The sequence below is a fragment of the Pseudomonas haemolytica genome (assembly GCF_009659625.1).
GTDB classification, from domain to species: Bacteria; Pseudomonadota; Gammaproteobacteria; order Pseudomonadales; family Pseudomonadaceae; genus Aquipseudomonas; species Aquipseudomonas haemolytica.
In genome coordinates, this window is sequence record NZ_VOIW01000002.1 from 829,193 (window position 1) to 849,380 (window position 20,188).

The following is a 20,188-nucleotide window of genomic DNA, read 5'->3' on the forward strand; positions in this document are numbered from 1 at the left end:
CCTGGCCCCGCGTTGCTTTAGGGTAACGCCACTGACCTTCAAACATTCGAATTCAGGACACCTTCCATGACCACCTTGAACCAAGCCCACTGCGAAGCCTGCCGCGCCGATGCCCCGCAAGTCAGCGATGAAGAACTGCCGGTGCTGATCAAGCAGATCCCTGACTGGAACATCGAAGTGCGCGACGGCGTAATGCAATTGGAAAAGGTTTTCCTGTTCAAGAACTTCAAGTTCGCCCTGGCCTTCACCAACGCCATGGGTGAAATCTCCGAAGCCGAAGGCCATCACCCTGGCCTGCTCACCGAGTGGGGCAAAGTCACCGTGACCTGGTGGAGCCACTCCATCAAGGGCCTGCACCGTAATGACTTCATCATGGCCGCACGCACCGACGAAGTGGCCAAGACCGCCGAGGGCCGCAAGTAATGCATTTCGATGCCATTGGCCGCGTGCCCGGCGACCCGATCCTCGGGCTGATGGACCTGTATGCCCAGGACACCAACCCGAACAAGTTCGACCTGGGCGTGGGCGTCTATAAAGATGACCAGGGCCTGACGCCGATCCCCCACTCGGTGAAGCTGGCGGAACAGCGCCTGGTCGATACCCAGGTGACCAAGACTTACATCGGCGGCCATGGCGACGCAGCCTTCGGCACGTTGATCAGCCAACTGGTGCTCGGTGCCGACTCGGCCTTGCTTCGCGACCGTCGTGCCGGCGCCACGCAAACCCCAGGTGGCACCGGCGCCCTGCGCCTGAGCGCCGACTTTATCGCCCAGAGCCTGCCCGGCCGTGGCGTGTGGCTGAGCAATCCAACCTGGCCTATCCACGAAACCATCTTCGCCAAGGCAGGGCTGAAGGTCAGTCACTACCCTTACGTGGGCAGCGACAATCGCCTGGATGTAGCGGCGATGCTGGCAACCCTGTCCACCGTCCCCAAGGGTGACGTGGTGCTGCTGCATGCCTGCTGCCATAACCCGACCGGCTTCGACCTGTCCCAGGATGACTGGCGCCAGGTATTGCAGGTCGTGCGAGAGCGCCAGTTGCTGCCGTTGATCGACTTTGCCTACCAAGGCTTTGGCGATGGCCTGGAGCAGGACGCCTGGGCGGTGCGATTGTTTGCAGCCGAGTTGCCGGAGGTGCTGGTCACCAGTTCCTGCTCGAAGAACTTCGGTTTGTATCGCGACCGGGTTGGCGCGTTGATCGTGTGTACCGCGGATGCCGAAAAGCTCACCGATGTGCGCAGCCAATTGGCGAATATCGCTCGCAACCTTTGGTCGACGCCGCCGGATCATGGGGCCGCCGTGGTGGCGACCATTCTCGGTGATACCGAACTGAAAGCGCTGTGGAGCGGCGAAGTCGAGGCCATGCGTTCACGGATCGCACACTTGCGTTCCGGGTTGGTGGAAGCCTTGGCACCCCATGGCTTGGCCGAGAAGTTTGCACATATCGGCGCGCAGCGTGGGATGTTTTCCTATACCGGTTTGAGTGCCGAGCAGGTCAAGCAACTGCGCGAGAAGCACAGTGTGTATATGGTCAATTCGGGGCGGGCTAACGTGGCCGGGGTTGATGCGACGCGGCTCGCATTACTTGCCGAGGCTATTGCCGATGTATCCCACGACTAACTGACGAAGCCGGCACTAAATGTGGGAGCGGGCTTGCTCGCGAATGCGGTGTATCAGTCAATGTATTAGGTGGCTGACACTCTGCATTCGCGAGCAAGCCCGCTCCCACATTTGGATCCAGCCAGACTGCTAGCCCGCGACCATCTCGGCCTTGAGCTGCGCCTCCCTGGCCTGCGCATCCGCCAACCGATACAGCTCGATCTTCCCATCCCAGTGCTCGATCAGCGCCGTGCACGATTCCACCCAATCCCCGCAATTGAGGTAATCCACCTCGCCCACCTTGCGAATCTCGGCATGGTGAATATGCCCGCAGACCACCCCATGCAGTTCACGCTTGGTGACTTCGTGGGCGATCGCTTCTTCGAAATCGCTGATAAAGCTCACGGCGGTTTTCACCTTGTGCTTCAGGTACGCCGACAGTGACCAGTAGCCGTAGCCATAGCGCGCACGCCAATGATTGAGCCAGCGGTTAAGCGTGAGGGTGAATTCGTAGGCCGAGTCGCCGAGGAATGCCAGCCAACGGTGATAGCGGGTAATCACATCGAACTGGTCGCCATGGATCACCAACAAATGCCGACCATCGGCGGTCACATGCACCGCCTCGTCGACCAACTGGATATTGCCCAGGATCAGCTTGGAATAGCGCCTTAAAAACTCATCATGGTTGCCGGTGACATAAATGACTTCGGTGCCGCGTTTGGCCATGGTCAGCAGGCGACGGATCACGTTGGTGTGGGCCTGTGGCCAATACATGCCGCCGCGCATTTTCCAGCCGTCGATAATGTCGCCCACCAGGTAGACCTTATCGGCATGGTAGCCCTTGAGAAACTGTGACAAGTGCTCGGCCTGGCAATCCCGGGTGCCCAGGTGCACATCGGAAATCCACAGGGTACGCACTCTTTGCTTGCGGCTGGGCTTGGTGAACTCGGCACGGGTCATGGGCATCCCTCGACGCTGTTTTCGCGAGCTTGCGCCTTGGCGATTAATAGCCCATGACAGCTGTGCGTCAGTCTGATGACAGCGCCCGTTGCCCGCGAAGCGTTGTAGACTGGCGGCCTGCAGCCCTGGAGACCGCGATGAGCCCGACCCTCACGCTACGCCACTACCTCGAAGCGCCCATCGCCCACAGCCATGACCATGCGCAGTTGGTGTTCGGCCTGTCCGGGCACCTGGACCTGGAAGTCGATGGCCGTGGCAGCCAGGTGCGCGAGAGCAGCGTAATGGTACTGCCCTTCTCAACCCACCACGCCTGCGGCAGCCGCGATGGCAGCCGCTGCCTGGTGCTGGATGTGCCGACCGAGCATTGGGTGCTGCAATCCTTGGGCGAGCATGCCGATGCCAGCCGCCGCTTGCTCGACCAACCGGCACGCCTGGTGCTGGATCCGCGGCAAAGCCAACTGGTGCAGTGGCTGGCGCACAGCCCAGTGGACGACCCGCTGATCGTCCAGCAAGGGGCGGTGCTGTTGCTGGCCAGCCTCAATTATCCCCAGGCCCAACCGCTGCCAGGCCGACGCCTGCCTTATGCGGCATTCAATGCGCATATCGAGCGCCATGCTGCGCACCCGTTGCAGGTGGCTGACCTTGCGCGGATTGCCGGGCTTTCCGTGGCGCGCCTGCATGCACGCTTCATGGCGGAATGCGGGCAAACACCGATGGATTATCTACGCAGTCGTCGCTTGCACATGGCGCTGGGGCTTTTGCGCGGAACACCGCTGGCCATTGGGGAGATTGCCGAACGTGTCGGCTACGCCTCACAAAGCGCATTCAGTGCCGCCATGCTGCGCGAGTTTGGCGCCTCGCCCAATGCCCTGCGTCGGGCGAACTGACAAGAGCCCCGCGCTAAAAAACGCGAGGCCGGCGACAGACGCCCGTGAACCAACCCTCTAGACTGCGAGGCTGTCACTCCCGTTGGTTCAAGGATCACAATGACTCCCCGCTCAGCCCTTGGCGCCCTGCATATCGGCGCATTGATGTTTGGCCTCACCGGCGTATTCGGCAAGCTGGCCGCCGCCTCCCCTGCCATCATCGTGTTTGGGCGCGCCGCGTTTGCCGTGCTTGCCCTGGCGGTATTTGCCCGCTTTGCCAGCAATGCGCCGTGGAAAAAGCTGGAGCTGCGCGACTGGCGCCGCCTGCTGGTCAGCGGTGTCTTGCTGGCAGCGCATTGGGTGACGTTCTTCATTGCCGTCAAGGTCGCCGGTGTGGCCGTGGCGACCCTGGGGTTCACCGCCTTCCCGGCCTTTACTGTGATCCTCGAAGGGCTGATCTTCCGCGAGCGCATTCGCGCCAATGAAGTGCTGCTGGTGGCTCTGGTCACCGTTGGCCTGGTGCTGGTCACCCCAGACTTCAACCTCGCCAGCGAGGCCACAAGCGGCCTGCTGTGGGGCATCGCCTCGGGGCTGTTGTTCTCCTTGTTGTCGCTGAACAATCGCGCCAGTGCCGGACGCATTCCAGCGGTACAGGCGGCGCTGTGCCAGAACATCGTGGTCGCGGCCTGCCTGCTGCCCGTGGCCGCGCCGGGGCTGGCAGATGTGCGTGGGATTGACTGGCTGTGGATCGGGCTGCTGGGTGTGTTCTGTACGGGTCTGGCCCATAGCCTGTTTGTCGCCAGCCTCGCGGTGATCAAGGCGCGCACCGCCTCAGTGGTATTTGCCATGGAACCGGTCTACGGCATCACCGTGGCTTGGCTGCTGTTTGCCGAAACCCCGACCTTGCGCATGCTGCTGGGCGGCGCCTTGATCATCGTCGCCATCGTGCTCTCCGGCCTGATGGGCAGCGCCAGCCAGGCCAAACAGCCCACGCCGGTCTGACCTCAAGATGTACGATCGTTATGCCCCAGGTCACGCTGCGGGTCGATCTGGTCGCGCACCCGTTGCTTGAGTACTTTGGCTTCCGGGAAGCCGCCATCCACCTTGCGCTCCCAAATCTGCACGCCATTACAGGTGATGCGAAAGGCGCCGCCGGTGGCCGGTTCCAGCGCCACGCGCCCCAGGTCATCGGCAAATGTACTGAGCAACTCCTGGGCCAGCCACGCGGCGCGCAGCAGCCACTGACACTGGGTGCAATAGGTGATAACAATCTCGGGTTTGCTTGCGGACATAATTTAGCGGCTCCTGGCGTAACGGGCTCGGCGGATCGAGTGGCTATAATAGCGGCCTTTATCGCCCAGCCTTGAGATCGATGATGCGCCGCCTGTTGTCCTGCCTGTTCCTGTGCCTGATCCCCCTTCTCGCCGACGCCGTAGAAACGCCACGCCCCAAGATCGGCTTGGTGCTGTCTGGTGGTGCCGCCCGCGGCCTGGCACATATCGGCGTACTCAAGGCGCTTGAGGAACAGGGCATCCATATTGATGCGATTGCCGGTACCAGCATGGGCGCGGTGATTGGCGGGCTGTACGCGTCGGGCTACAAGATCGACGAGTTGGAGAAGCTGGCGCTGGGTATCGACTGGCAGCAGGCCCTCTCGGACGCACCACCACGCGAAGACGTGCCGTTTCGACGCAAACAGGATGACCGGGATTTCCTGGTCAAGCAGAAACTCAGTTTCCGCGACGACGGCAGCCTCGGCCTGCCGCTGGGCGTGATCCAGGGCCAGAACCTGGCCCTGTTGCTGGAAAGCATGTTTGCCCATAGCAGCAACACCCGTAACTTCGACAAGCTGCCGATCCCGTTCCGCGCCGTGGCCACCGACATTACCACTGGCGAAAAGGTTGTGTTCAGCAAGGGCCACTTGCCCCAGGTGATACGCGCGAGCATGTCGATCCCCGCGGTGTTCGCCCCGGTGGAAATCGATGGTCGCCTGCTGGTGGACGGCGGCATGACCGACAATATCCCGCTCGATGTAGCGCGAGAAATGGGCGTCGACATCGCTATCGTGGTCGACATCGGCACCCCGCTGCGTTCGCGCAAGCAACTGGCGACCGTGGTGGACGTGCTTAACCAGTCCATCACTTTGATGACCCGGCGCAATTCCGAGGAACAACTCAAGGCCCTGAACCCCAAGGACGTACTGATCCAGCCGCCTCTGGCCGCCTATGGCGTGACGGACTTCGGCCGCGCCAAGGACATGATCGATGCGGGCTATCGCGCTACCCGCGCCCTTGATGTACGCCTGGCGCACCTGCGGCCTGCCGAGCCCATCGACCCCGAATTGGTGGCCGCACGCACGCCGGGCGAGCGCACCCCGGTGATCACCGCGATCAGGGTGGAGAATGACTCCAAAGTCAGCGACGACGTGATCCGCTATTACATCCGCCAGGGGCTGGGAGAACCGCTGAACCTGGGCCGCCTGCAATCGGACATGGGCACGCTGTACGGACTGGACTACTTCGAGCAGGTGCAATACCGCGTGGTCAAAAAGGGCAAGGAAAACACCCTGGTGATCAGTGCGCGCGGCAAGCGCAGCGGCACCGATTACCTGCGTCTGGGCTTGAACCTGTCGGACGATATGCGCGGTGACAGCGCCTTCAACCTCGGCGCCAGCTATCGCGTGAACGGTATCAACCGCCTCGGCGCAGAATGGCTGACACGGGTGCAGATCGGTGATCGGCAAGAGCTGTACAGCGAGTTCTACCAACCGATGGACACCGGCTCGCGTTACTTTGTCGCGCCCTATATCAGAGCTGAGGCGCAGAACGTTGAACTGATCCTTGACAACGACCCCATCTCCGAATACCGCCTGGAACGCTATGGTTTCGGCTTGAACGTGGGCCGACAGATCGGCAACAGCGGCGAGATCCGCTTCGGCGTTGGTGAAGCCTGGGGCAAGGCCGACGTGCGTATCGGCGAGCGCGACCTGCCGAGCGTGAGTTTCAGCGAAGGCTTCTATGAACTCAAATACTCCTTCGATTCCTTGGACAACGTGTACTTCCCCCACAGCGGCGAGGACATCGGCCTGGCCTACCGTGAATTCGAACCGGGGCTTGGCTCGGACCAGCGCTACCGTCAATGGGAGTTCAAGCTGGACAAGGCCATGAGCCACGGCCCGGACACACTGATACTGGGCGGTCGTTACGGACGCACCCTGGATAATTCGGATGTGGTGATTTCCAGCTTCCTGCTGGGTGGGGCGCGGCAATTGTCAGGCTTTCGCCAGGATGCTATTTCAGGGCAGAACGTCAGCCTGATGCGCGCGGTGTACTTCCGGCGACTGACCCCGCGCTCTTACCTGCCGCTGGATTTCCCGTTGTACCTAGGTGCGTCACTGGAACGGGGCCGGGCGTGGAACAACGACAATGAGTTCGATAGCGGCTATATCAATGCGGCGAGTATTTTCCTCGGGTTTGATACGCCACTGGGGCCGCTGAATTTCAGCTATGGGTTCAATGATGATAATCAGAAGGCGGTGTACCTGAACCTGGGCCAGACCTTTTAGATCTCTGCACAAATCAAATGTGGGACAGGGTATGCCCCCTCCCACATTTTGATCCTCCGCAAATTGGGGATCAGGACTTTTCCAGATTCGCCAAGATGTGTTCATGCACACGCATGCACACCCGCAGCTCCTCCTCATCCACCCCCACGAACAACTCATGGCGCAACGCCGTAGCGATGGTTTCGATCTGGTCGATCAGAGGCCGGGCGGTGTCACACAGCAGGATACGTTTGGCGCGGCGGTCTTCTACCACGGCCTGGCGTTGCACCAGGCCCTGGCCTTCCAGGCTGTCGAGCAGACGCGCCAGGGTTGGCCCTTCCACGCCGACACTTTGTGCCAATTCACGCTGGGTAGGTGCTTCGACAAAACGGGCCAAATGCAACAGCACCAGCCAGCGCGCCTGGGACAAGCCCAGCCCCGCCAAGCGGCGGTCCAGCTCGGCGCGCCAACCTCGGGACATTTGCGCCAACTGCATGCCAAAACGGTGTTGATCGGTTAACGGCATAAAAAACTCATGTTTAAGACTGAAAATAAAGTGTGGCTAATTATTAGTCAGCTAAGCATGCGCCATGCCAGTAGGCAAGGCCCGGTATGTACTGATTCGTTACATTGTCGTAATTGGCACACTAAATTTCGAATTCCGACTGTAAAGCGGCACGCACGCAGTACAAAACGCCTTCAGGAACACGCCCGGTGAACAATGGAGCGATCTCCGTGACAGGTGGCAATTCGCCTTCTCCATCGAGAAAGGCATCCTGGATTTCGCCGAGCAAATCCTCAGGTAAATCAAGGGCCTGCTCCAGCGACAGTTGCTGCTTGCCGATGGCTTCGGCAAGCAAGGTATACACATTTTTTTCCGAGCATTGCAGCTGGCCGGCGATCTGGATCGGGGTCATGCCGGCGCGAGCCAGGCTGATCAGTTCGTGGCGAATATCGGCGATTTCCTTCGGTGCTTCGGCCTGGCCGCCAAGCACTTCGAGGAACGCCTGGCCGTAACGCTCCAGCTTGCGCGCCCCCACACCGCTGACCCTGGCCATCTCGGCCATGGTGGTGGGTTGCTCGCGGAGCATCTCCAGCAAAGTGGAGTCGGGGAAAATGACGTAGGGCGGCACGCTGTGCTCCTGCGCCAGTTTGCGCCGCAGGGTGCGCAGGGCTTCCCACTGTTCGCGCTCCTCGCCCCGCACCAGTTGGCTGGCCTGGCTGGTGCTGCTGCTCTTGGCGGTGGTCTGTGGCTTGAGGTCACGGCGCAGTTTCAGGCTCACTTCACCCTTGAGCAACGGCCGGCAACTGCTACTCAGGCGCAGCCCGCCGTAGCCCTCAATATCGATGTCGACGAGGCCACGGGCAACCATCTGACGGAACAGCGAACGCCATTCGCCCTCAGCCCGTGCCTTGCCGACACCGTAGACCGAGAGTTTCTCGTGGCCAAAGCTGCGGATTTTTTCGTTGTCCTTGCCCAGCAACACATCCACCAAGTGACCCACGCCATAACGCTGGCCGGTGCGGTAGATCGTCGACAACGCCTGGCGAGCCGGCTCGGTGGCGTCCCAGGTCTGCACACCGTCAATGCAGTTATCGCAGTGGCCGCAGGGTTCGGGCATGTCTTCGTCAAAATACGCCAGCAGCGTCTGGCGCCGGCAGCGCGTCTCTTCGCACAGTGAGAGCATCGCGTCGAGCTTGTGCTGCTCCAGGCGCTTGTGGCGCTCGTCACCTTCGGAGTTTTGCAGCATCTGCTTGAGCATCACCACGTCTTGCAAGCCGTAGACCATCCAGGCATCCGCCGGCAGGCCATCACGACCGGCACGCCCGGTTTCCTGGTAATAGGCCTCAAGGGATTTGGGCAGATCCATGTGCGCCACGAAACGCACGTTGGATTTGTCGATGCCCATGCCAAAGGCAATAGTCGCCACCATGATCAGGCCCTCCTCGTTGAGGAAGCGCTTTTGGTGATAAGCACGCAGATCGTTCGGCAGGCCGGCGTGATAAGGCAACGCCGGATAGCCCTGTTCGCAAAGGAACGCGGCGACTTCATCAACTTTTTTGCGCGACAGGCAATACACAATGCCCGCATCACTGCGCCGCTCGGACAGGAACGCCAGCAACTGCTTGCGTGGCTGCTCCTTGGGCACAATGCGATAGAAAATATTCGGCCGGTCAAAGCTTGAGAGGAAGCGCTCGGCGTTCTGCAAATGCAGGCGTTCAACGATCTCTTCACGAGTACGTTTGTCGGCAGTGGCGGTCAGCGCGATGCGTGGCACGTCGGGGAACAGTTCCGCCAATTGGCCAAGCTGCAAATATTCGCGGCGGAAATCGTGACCCCATTGCGATACACAGTGGGCTTCGTCGATGGCGAACAGAGCAATTTCCAGGCTCTGCAGGAAGGCCAGCATGCGCGGCTGCACGAGGCGCTCTGGCGCCAGGTACAGCATCTTCACCTCGCCACGCTTGATACGGGCGGCCAGGTCGCGCTGCTGCTCGGCGCTGAGGGTGGAGTTCAATGATGCTGCGGCCACACCAAGTTCTTCCAAGGTCGCGACCTGATCGTCCATCAATGCAATCAGCGGCGACACCACCACGGCCAGGCCATTGCGCAACAGCGCCGGCACCTGGAAGCACAACGATTTGCCGCCACCCGTAGGCATCAGCACCAAGGCATCGCCGCCATTGGCCACGCGCTCAATGATCGCACCCTGGCGGCCACGAAAACTGTCGTAGCCGAAGATGTCCTTGAGGACGCGTTGAGCCTGCTCGAGCATGTAAAACTCCAAAATGGTGCCGAAATCCCTCTGTACAGGCTGGCCGAAAAGATGCGCTGTCACGGAAAATAATCCGTAAGCGAAGTTTTCCCGGATTGGCGCTGGGCCTGCAGGGGCATCACAAAACGCGGCAGTATACCCGAGCGTCATCCACCAAAGGACGCGACTGACGAATAGACGCCCCATTCTAAAACCGGGCAAATGTGCACTGCGGCTGGCCTGGGCGCTCAAGAAAGCCTAGAATTCAGCATCGTTTATTCCCAAGGTAGCCCTTCAATGTCCTTCGCTGAGCAACTAACCCGCCTGCAAGCCTTCCTCGACGCCGATGAGCTGCATGACGAGGCGCTGGACTACGTGGCCGCCCACGGCTACCTGACCGCCCTGTCGATCTGTTCCGAAGTCGTGCCGGACCGTGAGTGGATCGACGCCTTGTTCGCCGAAGAGCCTCACTACGCCGACGCCGCCCAGCGTGAAGAAATCGAAGCCACCCTGCTGGCCCTCAAGGCCCACATCGGTCGCCAACTGGCCTCCGATGAGGAGTTCGAGCTGCCATGCGACCTGGACCTGGGCGAAGAGCCGGACGACTCCGACCTGCGCGGTTGGTGCATCGGCTTCATGGAAGGCGTGTTCCTGCGCGAAGCCGCCTGGTTCGAAACCGCCGAGGAAGAAGTCAGCGAAATGCTGCTGCCGATCATGGTCGGTTCGGGCTTGTTCGACGACCAGCCTGAGTTCGCCGACATCGCCGCCGACGCCAACCTGATGGACGACATGATCGTGCAGATCCCGGAAGCCCTCACCGCGCTGTACCTGCTGTGCAACGCGCCTGATGAAAAACCGGCGATCCTCAAGCCACGTCACCACTGAGTCGATTGCCCGTGGCACCCATGGGCAACCGCTCGCTGCTCCTGCGCTACGTGCTGCTGGCCATCGGCTGGCTCAGTGTAGCGCTGGGAGTGATCGGCATTTTCCTACCGGTGTTGCCGACCACGCCCTTCCTGCTACTCGCCGCCGCTTGCTTCGCTCGAAGCTCCCCGCGTTTCTACCACTGGCTGGTGGAACACCCGCGCCTTGGCCCGTGGATCCGAGACTACCTGGACGGCAATGGCATCCCGCTCAAAGGCAAGGTCTACGCCATCGCCTTGATGTGGCTGAGCATCACGATCTCCTGCTACCTGGTACCACTGCCATGGGCACGCGCTTTTATGCTGACCAGTGCGGTGCTGGTGACGATCTACATCCTGCGCCAGAAAACCCTGCCACCTCGCTAGACGCCGCCTGCGACATTAGATCCCACACGACCTTGGTCGACACTGACTAACACCAGGCATCATGCGAGACTGTCCACCCGGGCCTGGAATGCCTGGGTGTTCCTATGTTCGGAGTTACCATGACGCTGTCCAGCGGGCTGATCGCCGCCGTTGCCCTGGCCTATATGGCCATTATGTTTGCCATTGCCTTCTACGGTGACCGCCGCCATGCGCCGTTGCCGCCGCGGGTGCGTGCATGGGTCTATAGCTTGTCGCTGGCCGTGTACTGCACCAGTTGGACTTTCTTCGGCGCTGTAGGCCAAGCCGCCGAGCAATTGTGGGCATTTTTACCGATTTACCTGGGACCGGTGCTGTTGCTGGTGTTGGCGCCCTGGGTGCTGCAGAAGATGATCCTGATCAGCAAGCAGGAAAACATCACCTCCATTGCCGACTTTATCGCCGCTCGCTATGGCAAGTCCCAATCCCTGGCGGTGGTGGTGGCGCTGATCTGCCTGGTCGGCGTGTTGCCCTACATCGCGCTGCAACTCAAGGGCATCGTACTGGGCGTAAACCTGTTGATCGGCGCCGGCCCCGACACCACCGGCACTCGATCCCAGGACACCGCCTTGATCGTGTCGCTGGTATTGGCGCTGTTTACCATCGTGTTCGGTACCCGCAACCTGGATGCCACCGAACACCACCGGGGCATGGTGCTGGCGATCGCGTTTGAGTCCCTGGTCAAGCTGTTCGCTTTTCTCGCCGTCGGTGTGTTTGTCACCTACGGCTTGTACGACGGTTTCGGCGATCTGTTCGGCCAGGCAATGCTTGCACCACGCTTGGAGGAATACTGGAAAGAGACCATCAATTGGCCGTCGATGGTGGTGCAGACCGGCGTCGCCATGATGGCGATCATTTGCCTGCCACGACAATTTCATGTGACGGTGGTTGAGAACATTGACCCTCAGGATCTGCGCCTGGCCAAGTGGGTGTTCCCGGCCTACCTGATCCTCGCCGCGCTGTTTGTGGTGCCCATCGCGCTGGGCGGCAAGATGTTGTTGCCTGGCTCGGTGCTGCCGGACTCCTATGTGATCAGCCTGCCGATGGCCCAGGCCCATCCGGCCCTCGCCGTGCTGGCGTTCATTGGCGGCGCCTCGGCCGCCACCGGCATGGTGATTGTGGCCAGCATCGCCTTGTCTACCATGGTCTCCAACGACATGCTGCTGCCCTGGTTGCTGCGACGCTCCAGTGCCGAGCGACCGTTCGAAGTGTTCCGCCACTGGATGCTCTCGGTGCGCCGGGTGAGCATTGTGATCATCCTGCTGCTGGCGTATGTGAGCTACCGCCTGCTGGGCTCGACCGCCAGCCTGGCCACCATCGGCCAGATCGCCTTTGCCGCCGTGACGCAACTGGCCCCGGCGATGCTCGGCGCGCTCTACTGGAAGCAGGCCAACCGGCGAGGTGTATTCGCCGGCTTGGCCGCCGGTACGTTCCTGTGGTTCTACACCTTGGTCCTACCGGTGACGGCGAAAAGCCTCGGCTGGTCGCTCAGTCTTTTCCCCGGCCTGACCTGGATGCATTCCCATCCGTTCGGGCTTTCAGTGACTTCGCTGACCTTGGGCACCGTGTTCTCCCTGGCGGGTAACTTCACCCTCTTCGTATGGGTTTCAATGCTGTCGCGCACACGGGTTTCCGAGCACTGGCAGGCGGGCCGTTTTATCGGCCAGGAAACCAGCCAGCGCGCCAATGCCCGCTCCATGTTATCGGTGCAGATCAGTGACCTGCTGAGCCTGGCTGCACGTTTCGTCGGTGAAGAACGCGCCCAGCAGAGCTTTATTCGCTTCGCCTATCGCCAGGGCAAAGGCTTCAACCCCAACCAGAATGCCGACAACGAGTGGATCGCCCATACCGAACGCTTACTGGCCGGTGTACTTGGAGCCTCTTCGACACGTGCAGTGGTGAAAGCCGCGATCGAAGGGCGGGAAATGCAGTTGGAGGACGTAGTACGCATCGCCGACGAAGCCTCCGAGGTGCTGCAGTTCAATCGCGCCCTACTGCAAGGCGCCATCGAGAACATCACCCAAGGCATCAGCGTGGTAGACCAGTCCCTCAAGCTGGTGGCCTGGAACCGACGCTACCTGGAGCTGTTCAACTACCCAGACGGCTTGATCAGCGTTGGGCGGCCGATTGCCGACATCATTCGCTACAACGCCGAGCGTGGCCTGTGCGGGCCTGGCGAAGCAGAAGTGCATGTGGCCCGCCGCCTGCACTGGATGCGCCAGGGTCGCGCGCACACCTCCGAACGTCTGTTTCCCAATGGTCGGGTGATCGAGTTGATCGGCAACCCGATGCCCGGTGGCGGTTTTGTCATGAGTTTCACCGACATCACTGCGTTCCGCGAAGCCGAACAAGCACTGACCGAGGCTAACGAGGGCCTGGAGCAGCGAGTGACCGAGCGTACCCATGAACTGTCGCAGCTCAATGTGGCGCTTACCGACGCCAAAGGCGTGGCCGAATCCGCCAGCCAGTCGAAGACACGATTCCTGGCGGCGGTGAGCCATGACCTGATGCAACCGCTGAACGCTGCGCGGCTGTTCTCCGCCGCCCTCTCCCACCAGCACGATGGCCTGTCCAGCGAGGCACGGCAGTTGGTACAGCACCTGGACAGCTCGTTGCGCTCGGCCGAAGACTTGATCAGCGACTTGTTGGATATTTCACGCCTGGAAAACGGCAAGATCAATCCACAACGCCAGCCCTTTGTACTCAATGAGCTGTTCGACACCTTGGGCGCTGAATTCAAGGCGCTGGCCCACGAGCAAGGCTTGCGGTTCCGTTGGCACGGCAGTCGCTTGCGGGTGGACAGCGACATCAAGCTGCTACGGCGGATTTTGCAGAACTTTCTGACCAATGCCTTCCGCTATGCCGACGGCCCAGTGCTGCTTGGCGTACGTCGACGCAAGGGCGAACTGTGCCTGGAAGTCTGGGATCGCGGCCCGGGTATTCCGCAGGATAAACAGAAGGTGATTTTCGAAGAATTCAAGCGCCTGGACAGCCACCAGACCCGTGCCGAAAAGGGCCTGGGCCTGGGCCTGGCGATTGCCGATGGCCTGTGCCGCGTGCTGGGCCACCGCCTGAGCGTGCGCTCATGGCCGGGCAAGGGCAGCGTCTTCAGCGTGTGTGTGCCACTGGCGCGTAACCAGGCCAGCCCGCAGCCCAAGGCACCGGCGGAAAACGGCCTGCCTATGAGCGGCGCACGGGTGCTGTGTGTGGATAACGAAGAAAGCATTCTGATCGGCATGCGCAGCCTGCTGACGCGCTGGGGTTGCGAAGTCTGGACCGCTGCCAATCAGGCCCAATGCGCGGCGCTGCTGGCCGACGGCATGCGCCCGCAACTGGCGCTGGTGGATTATCACTTGGACCATGGCGAAACCGGCACCGAGTTGATGGGCTGGTTGCGTGCGCAATTGGCCGAGCCGATTCCCGGCGTGGTGATCAGCGCCGATGGCCGCCCAGAGATGGTGGCTGAAGTGCATGGGGCGGGGCTGGATTACTTGGCCAAACCGGTGAAGCCGGCGGCGTTGCGGGCATTGTTGAGCAGACACCTGCCTCTGTAAACGGCTTGTACTCGGTCAAAATGTGGGAGGGGCAAGCCCCCTCCCACATTTGGCCCTGGGTCTATTCGGGGAGATGTGCCACGCCATCCGAATCCGTCATCGCCCGCTCGAGTAGATCCGCCGGCAGACTTTTACTGGCACGGGCGCCGAGTAGCCTTAATTGCTCAGTACGGCTGACCAGATTCCCGCGCCCATCCGTCAGCTTGTTGCGCGCCGCGCTGTAAGCCTTATCCAACTGCTGCAACCGATTGCCCACTTCGTCCAGGTCCTGGATAAACAACACGAACTTGTCGTACAGCCACCCGGCGCGCTCGGCGATTTCCCGGGCGTTCTGACTCTGGCGTTCCTGCTTCCACAAGCTGTCGATCACCCGCAAAGTGGCGAGCAAGGTGGTGGGGCTGACAATCACGATATGACGGTCGAAGGCTTCCTGGAACAGGTTGGGTTCGGCCTGCAAAGCAGCGGAAAAAGCCGCCTCGATCGGCACGAACAGCAGGACGAAATCCAGGCTGTGCAAACCTTCCAGACGCTTGTAGTCCTTGCCGGCCAAGCCTTTGACGTGATTGCGCAGGGACAGGACATGCTGCTTTAAAGCGGCCTGGCCAATCACCTCATCCTCCGCCGCGACGTACTGTTGATAGGCAGTCAGGCTGACCTTGGAGTCGACCACCACCTGCTTGTCGCCCGGCAACATGATCAGCACGTCAGGCTGGAAACGCTCGCCATCCGGGCCTTTGAGACTGACTTGGGTCTGGTACTCACGGCCTTTCTCCAAGCCCGCGTGCTCCAGCACCCGCTCAAGGATCAACTCACCCCAGTTGCCCTGGGTTTTCTGGCCCTTGAGCGCGCGGGTCAAATTGGTGGCTTCGTCCGACAGGCGCAGGTTCAATTGCTGTAGGCGCTCCAGCTCTTTGGCCAGGGAAAAACGCTCGCGGGCTTCGTTCTGATAGCTTTCTTCGACACGCTTCTCGAACGACTGAATGCGCTCCTTGAGCGGGTCAAGCAACTGGCCCAGGCGTTCCTGGCTGGACTCGGCAAAGCGCTGTTCACGCTCGTCGAAGATCTTGCCGGCAAGCTCAGCGAACTGCGCACGCAGCTCGTCCCGCGAGCCTTGCAGGTCAGTGAGGCGTTGCTGGTGGCTCTCTTGTTGCTCGCGCAGTTCCGCGCTCAGGGCCGCGGCCAAGGCGTCGAGACGGCGTAGTTCGGTTTCCTTGGCGCTGCGGTCGAGGTTCCAGGCGTGGGCGGCATCGCGGGCGTTATCGCGATCGATCTGCAATAGCTCGACTTCGCGGCGCAGAGCGGCCAGGTCAGCCTGCTTGGCGGCATTGGCGTGGCTCAGGTCGCTGATCTCATCACGGCTGGCGTCCAACTGCGCGGCGAGCCCTTCCTGGGCCAGTTGCGCTGTCGCCAGGCGCTCTTCCAGCAGTTCCCAGCCGGTGGTGCGTGCGCTCCTGCGCCGCTGAACCTGCCAGCACAGCGCCAATAAAGGCACCGCTGCGCCAACAAGCCCCAAGGCGATACTGGTCCAGTCAACAACCATAGCCATTTCTGCCATCACCGAAAAAAATCAAGGGTAACCAAGCACAGGTCTGGAGGACAGCTCAGTCTTCGACCTGGCCCAGTTCGCGTTGGGCGCGGCGGTCACCGGCGCGTGCGGCTGAGCGCAACAGATCGTGACCGATGCGACGGTCACGGGCATTCCCGCATTCACGGCACATCAGTTGGCCAAGACGGCTCTGTGCAGCCACTACCCCTTCCCGGGCAGGCTGTTTGAGCAAACGTCCAGCGAAATGCTTGATGTTGCTGCTTTGCCCAAGGCGCGGGCTGTCGAGCAACCACAAAGCGACCTTCAAGGAAAAACGCTTGGGTGCGGTAACAGTTTGGGGAGTGTCGGTAACAGAAGGTGATACTGAGCGAAACTTCATAAAGCACTGCGGGACAGAACGGAAGGCGCGCCACTCTACTCTTTTTTTCGTACAGGTAAAGCTGAAAAAACCCTGCACGCCCGTTCTAGAGCAAGCGCTCGGGACAATCCACAGAAGCTGTGGATAACTCAGTGGACAACCCCCCTTTAAGTGGCGCAAAGGCCCATGGAATGGGGGCCGCAGTCAAACTGACGATTTTTTCACCAATAAAAAAAAGTGAGATTTTTCATTGACTTGAATTTTGATTACAGGCAAATGGGCACACTTCCAGGCGAGTGACAGTGAGGTTACACACGCCGCAACGCATGTGCACAAGTCCCCATTGAATGGTTATATCGCCGGCGTTTTTTGATTCAACGCGCGTTAAACATGTTACTGCCGCAACAAAGCCCGGGGCTTTTCAAATCTGTCCAGGCTCGCCACACTGCCGCACCGACAATGACCCCCTGTAAAGCCGATGAAAGGAATTCTGTTATTCGCCGTGCTGCTACTGGCCATCTGCGCGACATCATTGGGAATCAATGCCCTGCTACCTTCCCCGGACGGCGCGCTGTTCGCCAGCGCGATCCTGCTTTCAGCGGCCTTCACCGCCGTGAGCCTGTGTACCGAACTGAGTGAAGGCAGAATCAATGACCTGCGCGATGTCATGAAAGTGATCGAGACCGGCCAGTCCCTGCGCCTGACGCTCGCCGCCTATGGGTTGGGTTGTGCCCTGGCAGCATCCATGACAGTGCTGGTCTATCGTGGGTGGCTAGGCGGCTGATTGAAGTTTTTTTGCCAGTGCACTTCCTTTCCCTGTTTCAATCCGTTACTATCCGCGGCGTTAGTACCAAGCTGAAAGTCAATTCTGGTCGACCAACTCCCTTGAACCACATGGGATCGACCACCTCGATGGTTTCCAGGTATTTCTTGCGACGACACTGCCTTTGAACAAGCAAAGGGTGCCGCGAAGTTTCAATACTCTGACCGAACCAACCTGCAAATTGATCAGGATCTTCACCCTGGGCCCAGAACCTTTGCCCCTGTTGTGTTGCCTGCCCTCCTAAGTACCTACCTGCCAGCCCAAGCGCGCCTAACTTATCAGCGCTTCAAACTGGCTGCTTTGTTCCAGTCAGGTTCTTCGCTTGATCAATGGTGATCAGCGTCACTGGAACGTTTTAACGTTGCACGGTTCTTATCCGTGTCATTTGTAGGAACACCAATAATATGAACGCTCAAATCCACACTCAGGATGCCATTCGCACCCTCACTAATGCTTTTGCCCCAATGAACTGCCTGATCATGGCCGCTCGCAAAGGCTGCTTCAGCTTCACCCTGGTCAACGAACACGGCATCGCGCGTCACAGCGAACGCCTGTACCCCGATCAATACTCCAGCGCAGAACCGCTGCAGGCCGTGATCGAGCGTACCCGTCAGGCACTGACTGCCTGATCGACCCGAGTCGCTGAAACACAAAAACCCTGTCTAAAAAACAGGGTTTTTTATTGCCTGTAATTTGGTATTTCAGCCCCTGCGCTAAGTACGAATAGATATAAACGTTATAACTGGATGGAGAAGATGTTTTAAAAACAGTCCTTTACACCATGAATATGACACTACACTTCAACTCAAGCGGGCTATTCCGCTTGCGACGGGCCTGAGATCCGATCCACCGCTGCCAAGCTCCCCCTCTCAGGTCTCGTCCACCTCCTTCATCGGTTGAGGCTTGTATGGGTATTGCCGCCAGCGAATTGTGTCGTTATGTGATCAGGCCGACGTTGATATACCTAGGCCGCCATAACCCGACAGCCGAATCCCTGCTGCTGGGCATTGCCGCCAGCCAGTCAGAACTGGGGTCGGCCCTGCATGATCGGCGTGGCCATGGCCTCTACAGCATCACCGAACCGCGCCACCGCGCCCTGTGGGATGACTACCTGGCCCTGGACCCCGAGCGGGCGAGCCTGGTACGCGGGCTGGCCAGCCAACACGCCTTCCTCAGCGCACCGCACTTGGAGTTGACCGTCAACCTGAGATACGCCACGGCGATCGCCTGGTTGCTGGTGGAACAACAGCGTCCGGCCCTACCGGCGCCCGGCGATGTACTGGCCATGGCGCGTATCTGGAAAGAAATTTTTCACCCTCAGGGCCGGTTGCGAGATTTCACCCGCGCCTGGCAAACCTGTGTCAACCCAATAAAACAGGTGGCTTGCTGATCAGGCAATTTGCAAGATTCGCCAAAAAACACCGATTTTGGTCTGATTGTCCTACAAAACCGCTCTATCTCACACATTACAGCCTATAGCGCGATGTGAAATTTATTGATACTTTCCGCAGCGGTGATCACCACGGAGTTCTAATAATGAAAAAAGTAATGCTCAAGACCACACTTAGCCTCGCCGTTGCCATGGCATCCTCCCAACTGTTCGCCAGCGGCTTCGCCCTGAACGAACAGAGCGTCAGCGGGATGGGTACCGGTTTCGCAGGTCGCTCTTCTTCTGCCGATGATGCCAGCACTGTGTTCGGCAACCCTGCCGGTATGGCACGCCTGGAAGGTCAGCAGATCACCGGCGGTGTTGCAGCCATTGATGCCTCCACCGATATCAGCGACGTCAGCGGCCGCTCCCGCGGCAGCAACAAAGGCGACATGGTGCCTTTCACTGCCGTCCCTTTCGGTTTTTACACCAATAAACTCAACGATCAGTGGGCTGTCGGCTTCGGCGTCTATGCACCGTTCGGCCTGGTGACTGACTACGAAAGCGGCTTCCAGGGCGCTCCCTTTGGCAGCAAAAGCGAAGTAAAAGTCATCACCTTCCAACCGACGGTCAGCTACGCCTTCAACGACCGCGTTTCCGTCGGCTTTGGCCCTACCTTCAACCGTATTGCCGGCACCCTGGAATCGGACCTGACGCTGAACCCTGCCGCACCGACCACCAATATCAAGATCAAGGGTGATGACACCGCGCTGGGTTTCAATATCGGCGTGCTGGTACAAGCCACCGATACCACCCGCGTCGGCCTGACCTATCACTCCAAGGTCAGCTACAAGCTGGACGGCCACACCGAAGTCAGCGGTCCGGCGGCAACCGCTGGCGCCTTGCGCAGCAACCGCTACGATGCGTCGCTGAAGATCGATACACCTGAGTCCTACGACCTTTCTGTCACCCAAGACCTGACTGATGCCTGGAAGCTCTACGCGGGTGCAACCTGGACGCGCTGGAGCCGCCTGAAAGACATCACCGTCAAGAACGAAGGCGTGGTCGGCGGTGCTACCGGCGGCGCGCTCGCCCCGGCCCTGATCGGCACCATCAAGGAAGACCAGAACTGGCACGATACCTGGGCCTACGCCGTGGGTACTTCGTACCAGCTCACCAAGCAAGTGGTGTTGCGTACCGGCCTGACCTTCGACCAGTCGCCTACCAACAATACGGATCGTTCGCCACGCATCCCTACCGGCGACCGTACTATCTTCAGCCTGGGCCTGGGCTACGAGGTCATGCCTAACATGACCGTCGACCTGGCTTACTCCTACCTGAAGGAAGAAGACGTCAAGGTTGCACGCTCCAACCAATTGGCCAGCTATAACGCCAAGTATGAAAACAGTGCCAACGGTTTCGGCCTGGGCATGACCTACCGCTTCTGATTCACAGCGGTATAAAAAAGCCCCGCTCTCCTGCAAAGGAG

The 20,188-nt window shown here is 60.1% G+C and carries 18 protein-coding genes; 12 read left to right on the forward strand and 6 right to left on the reverse strand.

What is annotated here, in order from left to right:
* Positions 1-66 precede the first annotated feature (66 nt).
* On the forward strand, positions 67-423 hold the full coding sequence (locus FRT59_RS09985) for a 4a-hydroxytetrahydrobiopterin dehydratase (protein WP_003192995.1): 357 nt from the start codon (positions 67-69) through the stop codon (positions 421-423).
* Positions 423-1,619: an amino acid aminotransferase gene (locus FRT59_RS09990; RefSeq protein WP_153871084.1), complete on the forward strand. Its 1,197-nt coding sequence runs from the start codon at positions 423-425 to the stop codon at positions 1,617-1,619. The genes FRT59_RS09985 and FRT59_RS09990 overlap by 1 nt, the downstream gene beginning before the upstream one ends.
* 129 nt (positions 1,620-1,748) lie before the next feature.
* Here the strand turns inward: FRT59_RS09990 and FRT59_RS09995 are convergent, their stop codons facing one another.
* Complete coding sequence (locus FRT59_RS09995; RefSeq protein ID WP_034117107.1) at positions 1,749-2,558, reverse strand: UDP-2,3-diacylglucosamine diphosphatase; 810 nt, start codon at positions 2,556-2,558, stop codon at positions 1,749-1,751.
* Between the two features lie 137 nt (positions 2,559-2,695).
* On the opposite strand from FRT59_RS09995, the gene FRT59_RS10000 reads away from it, so the two are divergent.
* Complete coding sequence (locus tag FRT59_RS10000; protein ID WP_153871085.1) at positions 2,696-3,445, forward strand: helix-turn-helix transcriptional regulator; 750 nt, start codon at positions 2,696-2,698, stop codon at positions 3,443-3,445.
* Between the two features lie 99 nt (positions 3,446-3,544).
* Positions 3,545-4,426, forward strand: coding sequence for a DMT family transporter (locus FRT59_RS10005; protein ID WP_034117109.1), 882 nt, complete (start codon positions 3,545-3,547; stop codon positions 4,424-4,426).
* 2 nt (positions 4,427-4,428) lie between these two features.
* Here FRT59_RS10005 and FRT59_RS10010 read toward each other — a convergent pair whose 3' ends face one another.
* The gene (locus tag FRT59_RS10010) at positions 4,429-4,716 is read right to left on the reverse strand and encodes an Rdx family protein (protein WP_034117110.1); all 288 of its coding nucleotides are present in this window, start codon (positions 4,714-4,716) and stop codon (positions 4,429-4,431) included.
* A gap of 83 nt (positions 4,717-4,799) precedes the next feature.
* On the opposite strand from FRT59_RS10010, the gene FRT59_RS10015 reads away from it, so the two are divergent.
* Entirely contained in the window at positions 4,800-6,989 is a 2,190-nt protein-coding gene (locus FRT59_RS10015) for a patatin-like phospholipase family protein (protein ID WP_153838121.1), read from the forward strand.
* A 70-nt stretch (positions 6,990-7,059) separates the two neighbouring features.
* On the opposite strand, the gene FRT59_RS10020 is transcribed toward FRT59_RS10015, so the two are convergent.
* Both FRT59_RS10020 and recQ read right to left on the reverse strand, forming a co-directional pair.
* Positions 7,060-7,494: a MarR family transcriptional regulator gene (locus FRT59_RS10020; RefSeq protein ID WP_034117111.1), complete on the reverse strand. Its 435-nt coding sequence runs from the start codon at positions 7,492-7,494 to the stop codon at positions 7,060-7,062.
* Positions 7,495-7,615: 121 nt separating this feature from the next.
* Positions 7,616-9,745 (reverse strand): DNA helicase RecQ, encoded by a 2,130-nt coding sequence (gene recQ / locus FRT59_RS10025; protein WP_153871086.1) that lies wholly within the window; start codon positions 9,743-9,745, stop codon positions 7,616-7,618.
* A 276-nt stretch (positions 9,746-10,021) separates the two neighbouring features.
* Here recQ and FRT59_RS10030 point away from each other — a divergent pair, with 276 nt between their 5' ends.
* The 3 genes from FRT59_RS10030 (at position 10,022) to FRT59_RS10040 (ending at position 14,603) form a co-directional block, all read left to right on the forward strand.
* The gene (locus FRT59_RS10030; protein WP_034117113.1) at positions 10,022-10,609 is read left to right on the forward strand and encodes a UPF0149 family protein; all 588 of its coding nucleotides are present in this window, start codon (positions 10,022-10,024) and stop codon (positions 10,607-10,609) included.
* 20 nt (positions 10,610-10,629) lie between these two features.
* Positions 10,630-11,013, forward strand: a complete 384-nt coding sequence (locus FRT59_RS10035; protein WP_153871087.1) for a YbaN family protein — start codon at positions 10,630-10,632, stop codon at positions 11,011-11,013.
* Between the two features lie 119 nt (positions 11,014-11,132).
* Positions 11,133-14,603: a hybrid sensor histidine kinase/response regulator gene (locus FRT59_RS10040; protein WP_153871088.1), complete on the forward strand. Its 3,471-nt coding sequence runs from the start codon at positions 11,133-11,135 to the stop codon at positions 14,601-14,603.
* 61 nt (positions 14,604-14,664) lie between these two features.
* On the opposite strand, the gene FRT59_RS10045 is transcribed toward FRT59_RS10040, so the two are convergent.
* Positions 14,665-16,029, reverse strand: coding sequence for a DNA recombination protein RmuC (locus tag FRT59_RS10045; protein ID WP_167524269.1), 1,365 nt, complete (start codon positions 16,027-16,029; stop codon positions 14,665-14,667).
* 175 nt (positions 16,030-16,204) lie between these two features.
* Positions 16,205-16,528 carry an SEL1-like repeat protein gene (locus FRT59_RS10050; protein ID WP_034117116.1) on the reverse strand — a complete coding sequence of 108 codons (324 nt, stop codon included), beginning with the start codon at positions 16,526-16,528 and terminating at the stop codon, positions 16,205-16,207.
* A 457-nt stretch (positions 16,529-16,985) separates the two neighbouring features.
* Between FRT59_RS10050 and FRT59_RS10055 the strand changes: the two genes are divergently transcribed.
* From FRT59_RS10055 to FRT59_RS10070, 4 genes are all read left to right on the forward strand, one after another.
* Positions 16,986-17,291, forward strand: coding sequence for a hypothetical protein (locus tag FRT59_RS10055; RefSeq protein ID WP_034117117.1), 306 nt, complete (start codon positions 16,986-16,988; stop codon positions 17,289-17,291).
* A gap of 443 nt (positions 17,292-17,734) precedes the next feature.
* On the forward strand, positions 17,735-17,959 hold the full coding sequence (locus tag FRT59_RS10060; RefSeq protein WP_005790139.1) for a hypothetical protein: 225 nt from the start codon (positions 17,735-17,737) through the stop codon (positions 17,957-17,959).
* Positions 17,960-18,237: 278 nt separating this feature from the next.
* Complete coding sequence (locus FRT59_RS10065) at positions 18,238-18,720, forward strand: hypothetical protein (RefSeq protein WP_034117118.1); 483 nt, start codon at positions 18,238-18,240, stop codon at positions 18,718-18,720.
* Positions 18,721-18,866: 146 nt separating this feature from the next.
* Positions 18,867-20,147 carry an OmpP1/FadL family transporter gene (locus tag FRT59_RS10070; RefSeq protein WP_034117119.1) on the forward strand — a complete coding sequence of 427 codons (1,281 nt, stop codon included), beginning with the start codon at positions 18,867-18,869 and terminating at the stop codon, positions 20,145-20,147.
* Positions 20,148-20,188 lie beyond the last annotated feature (41 nt).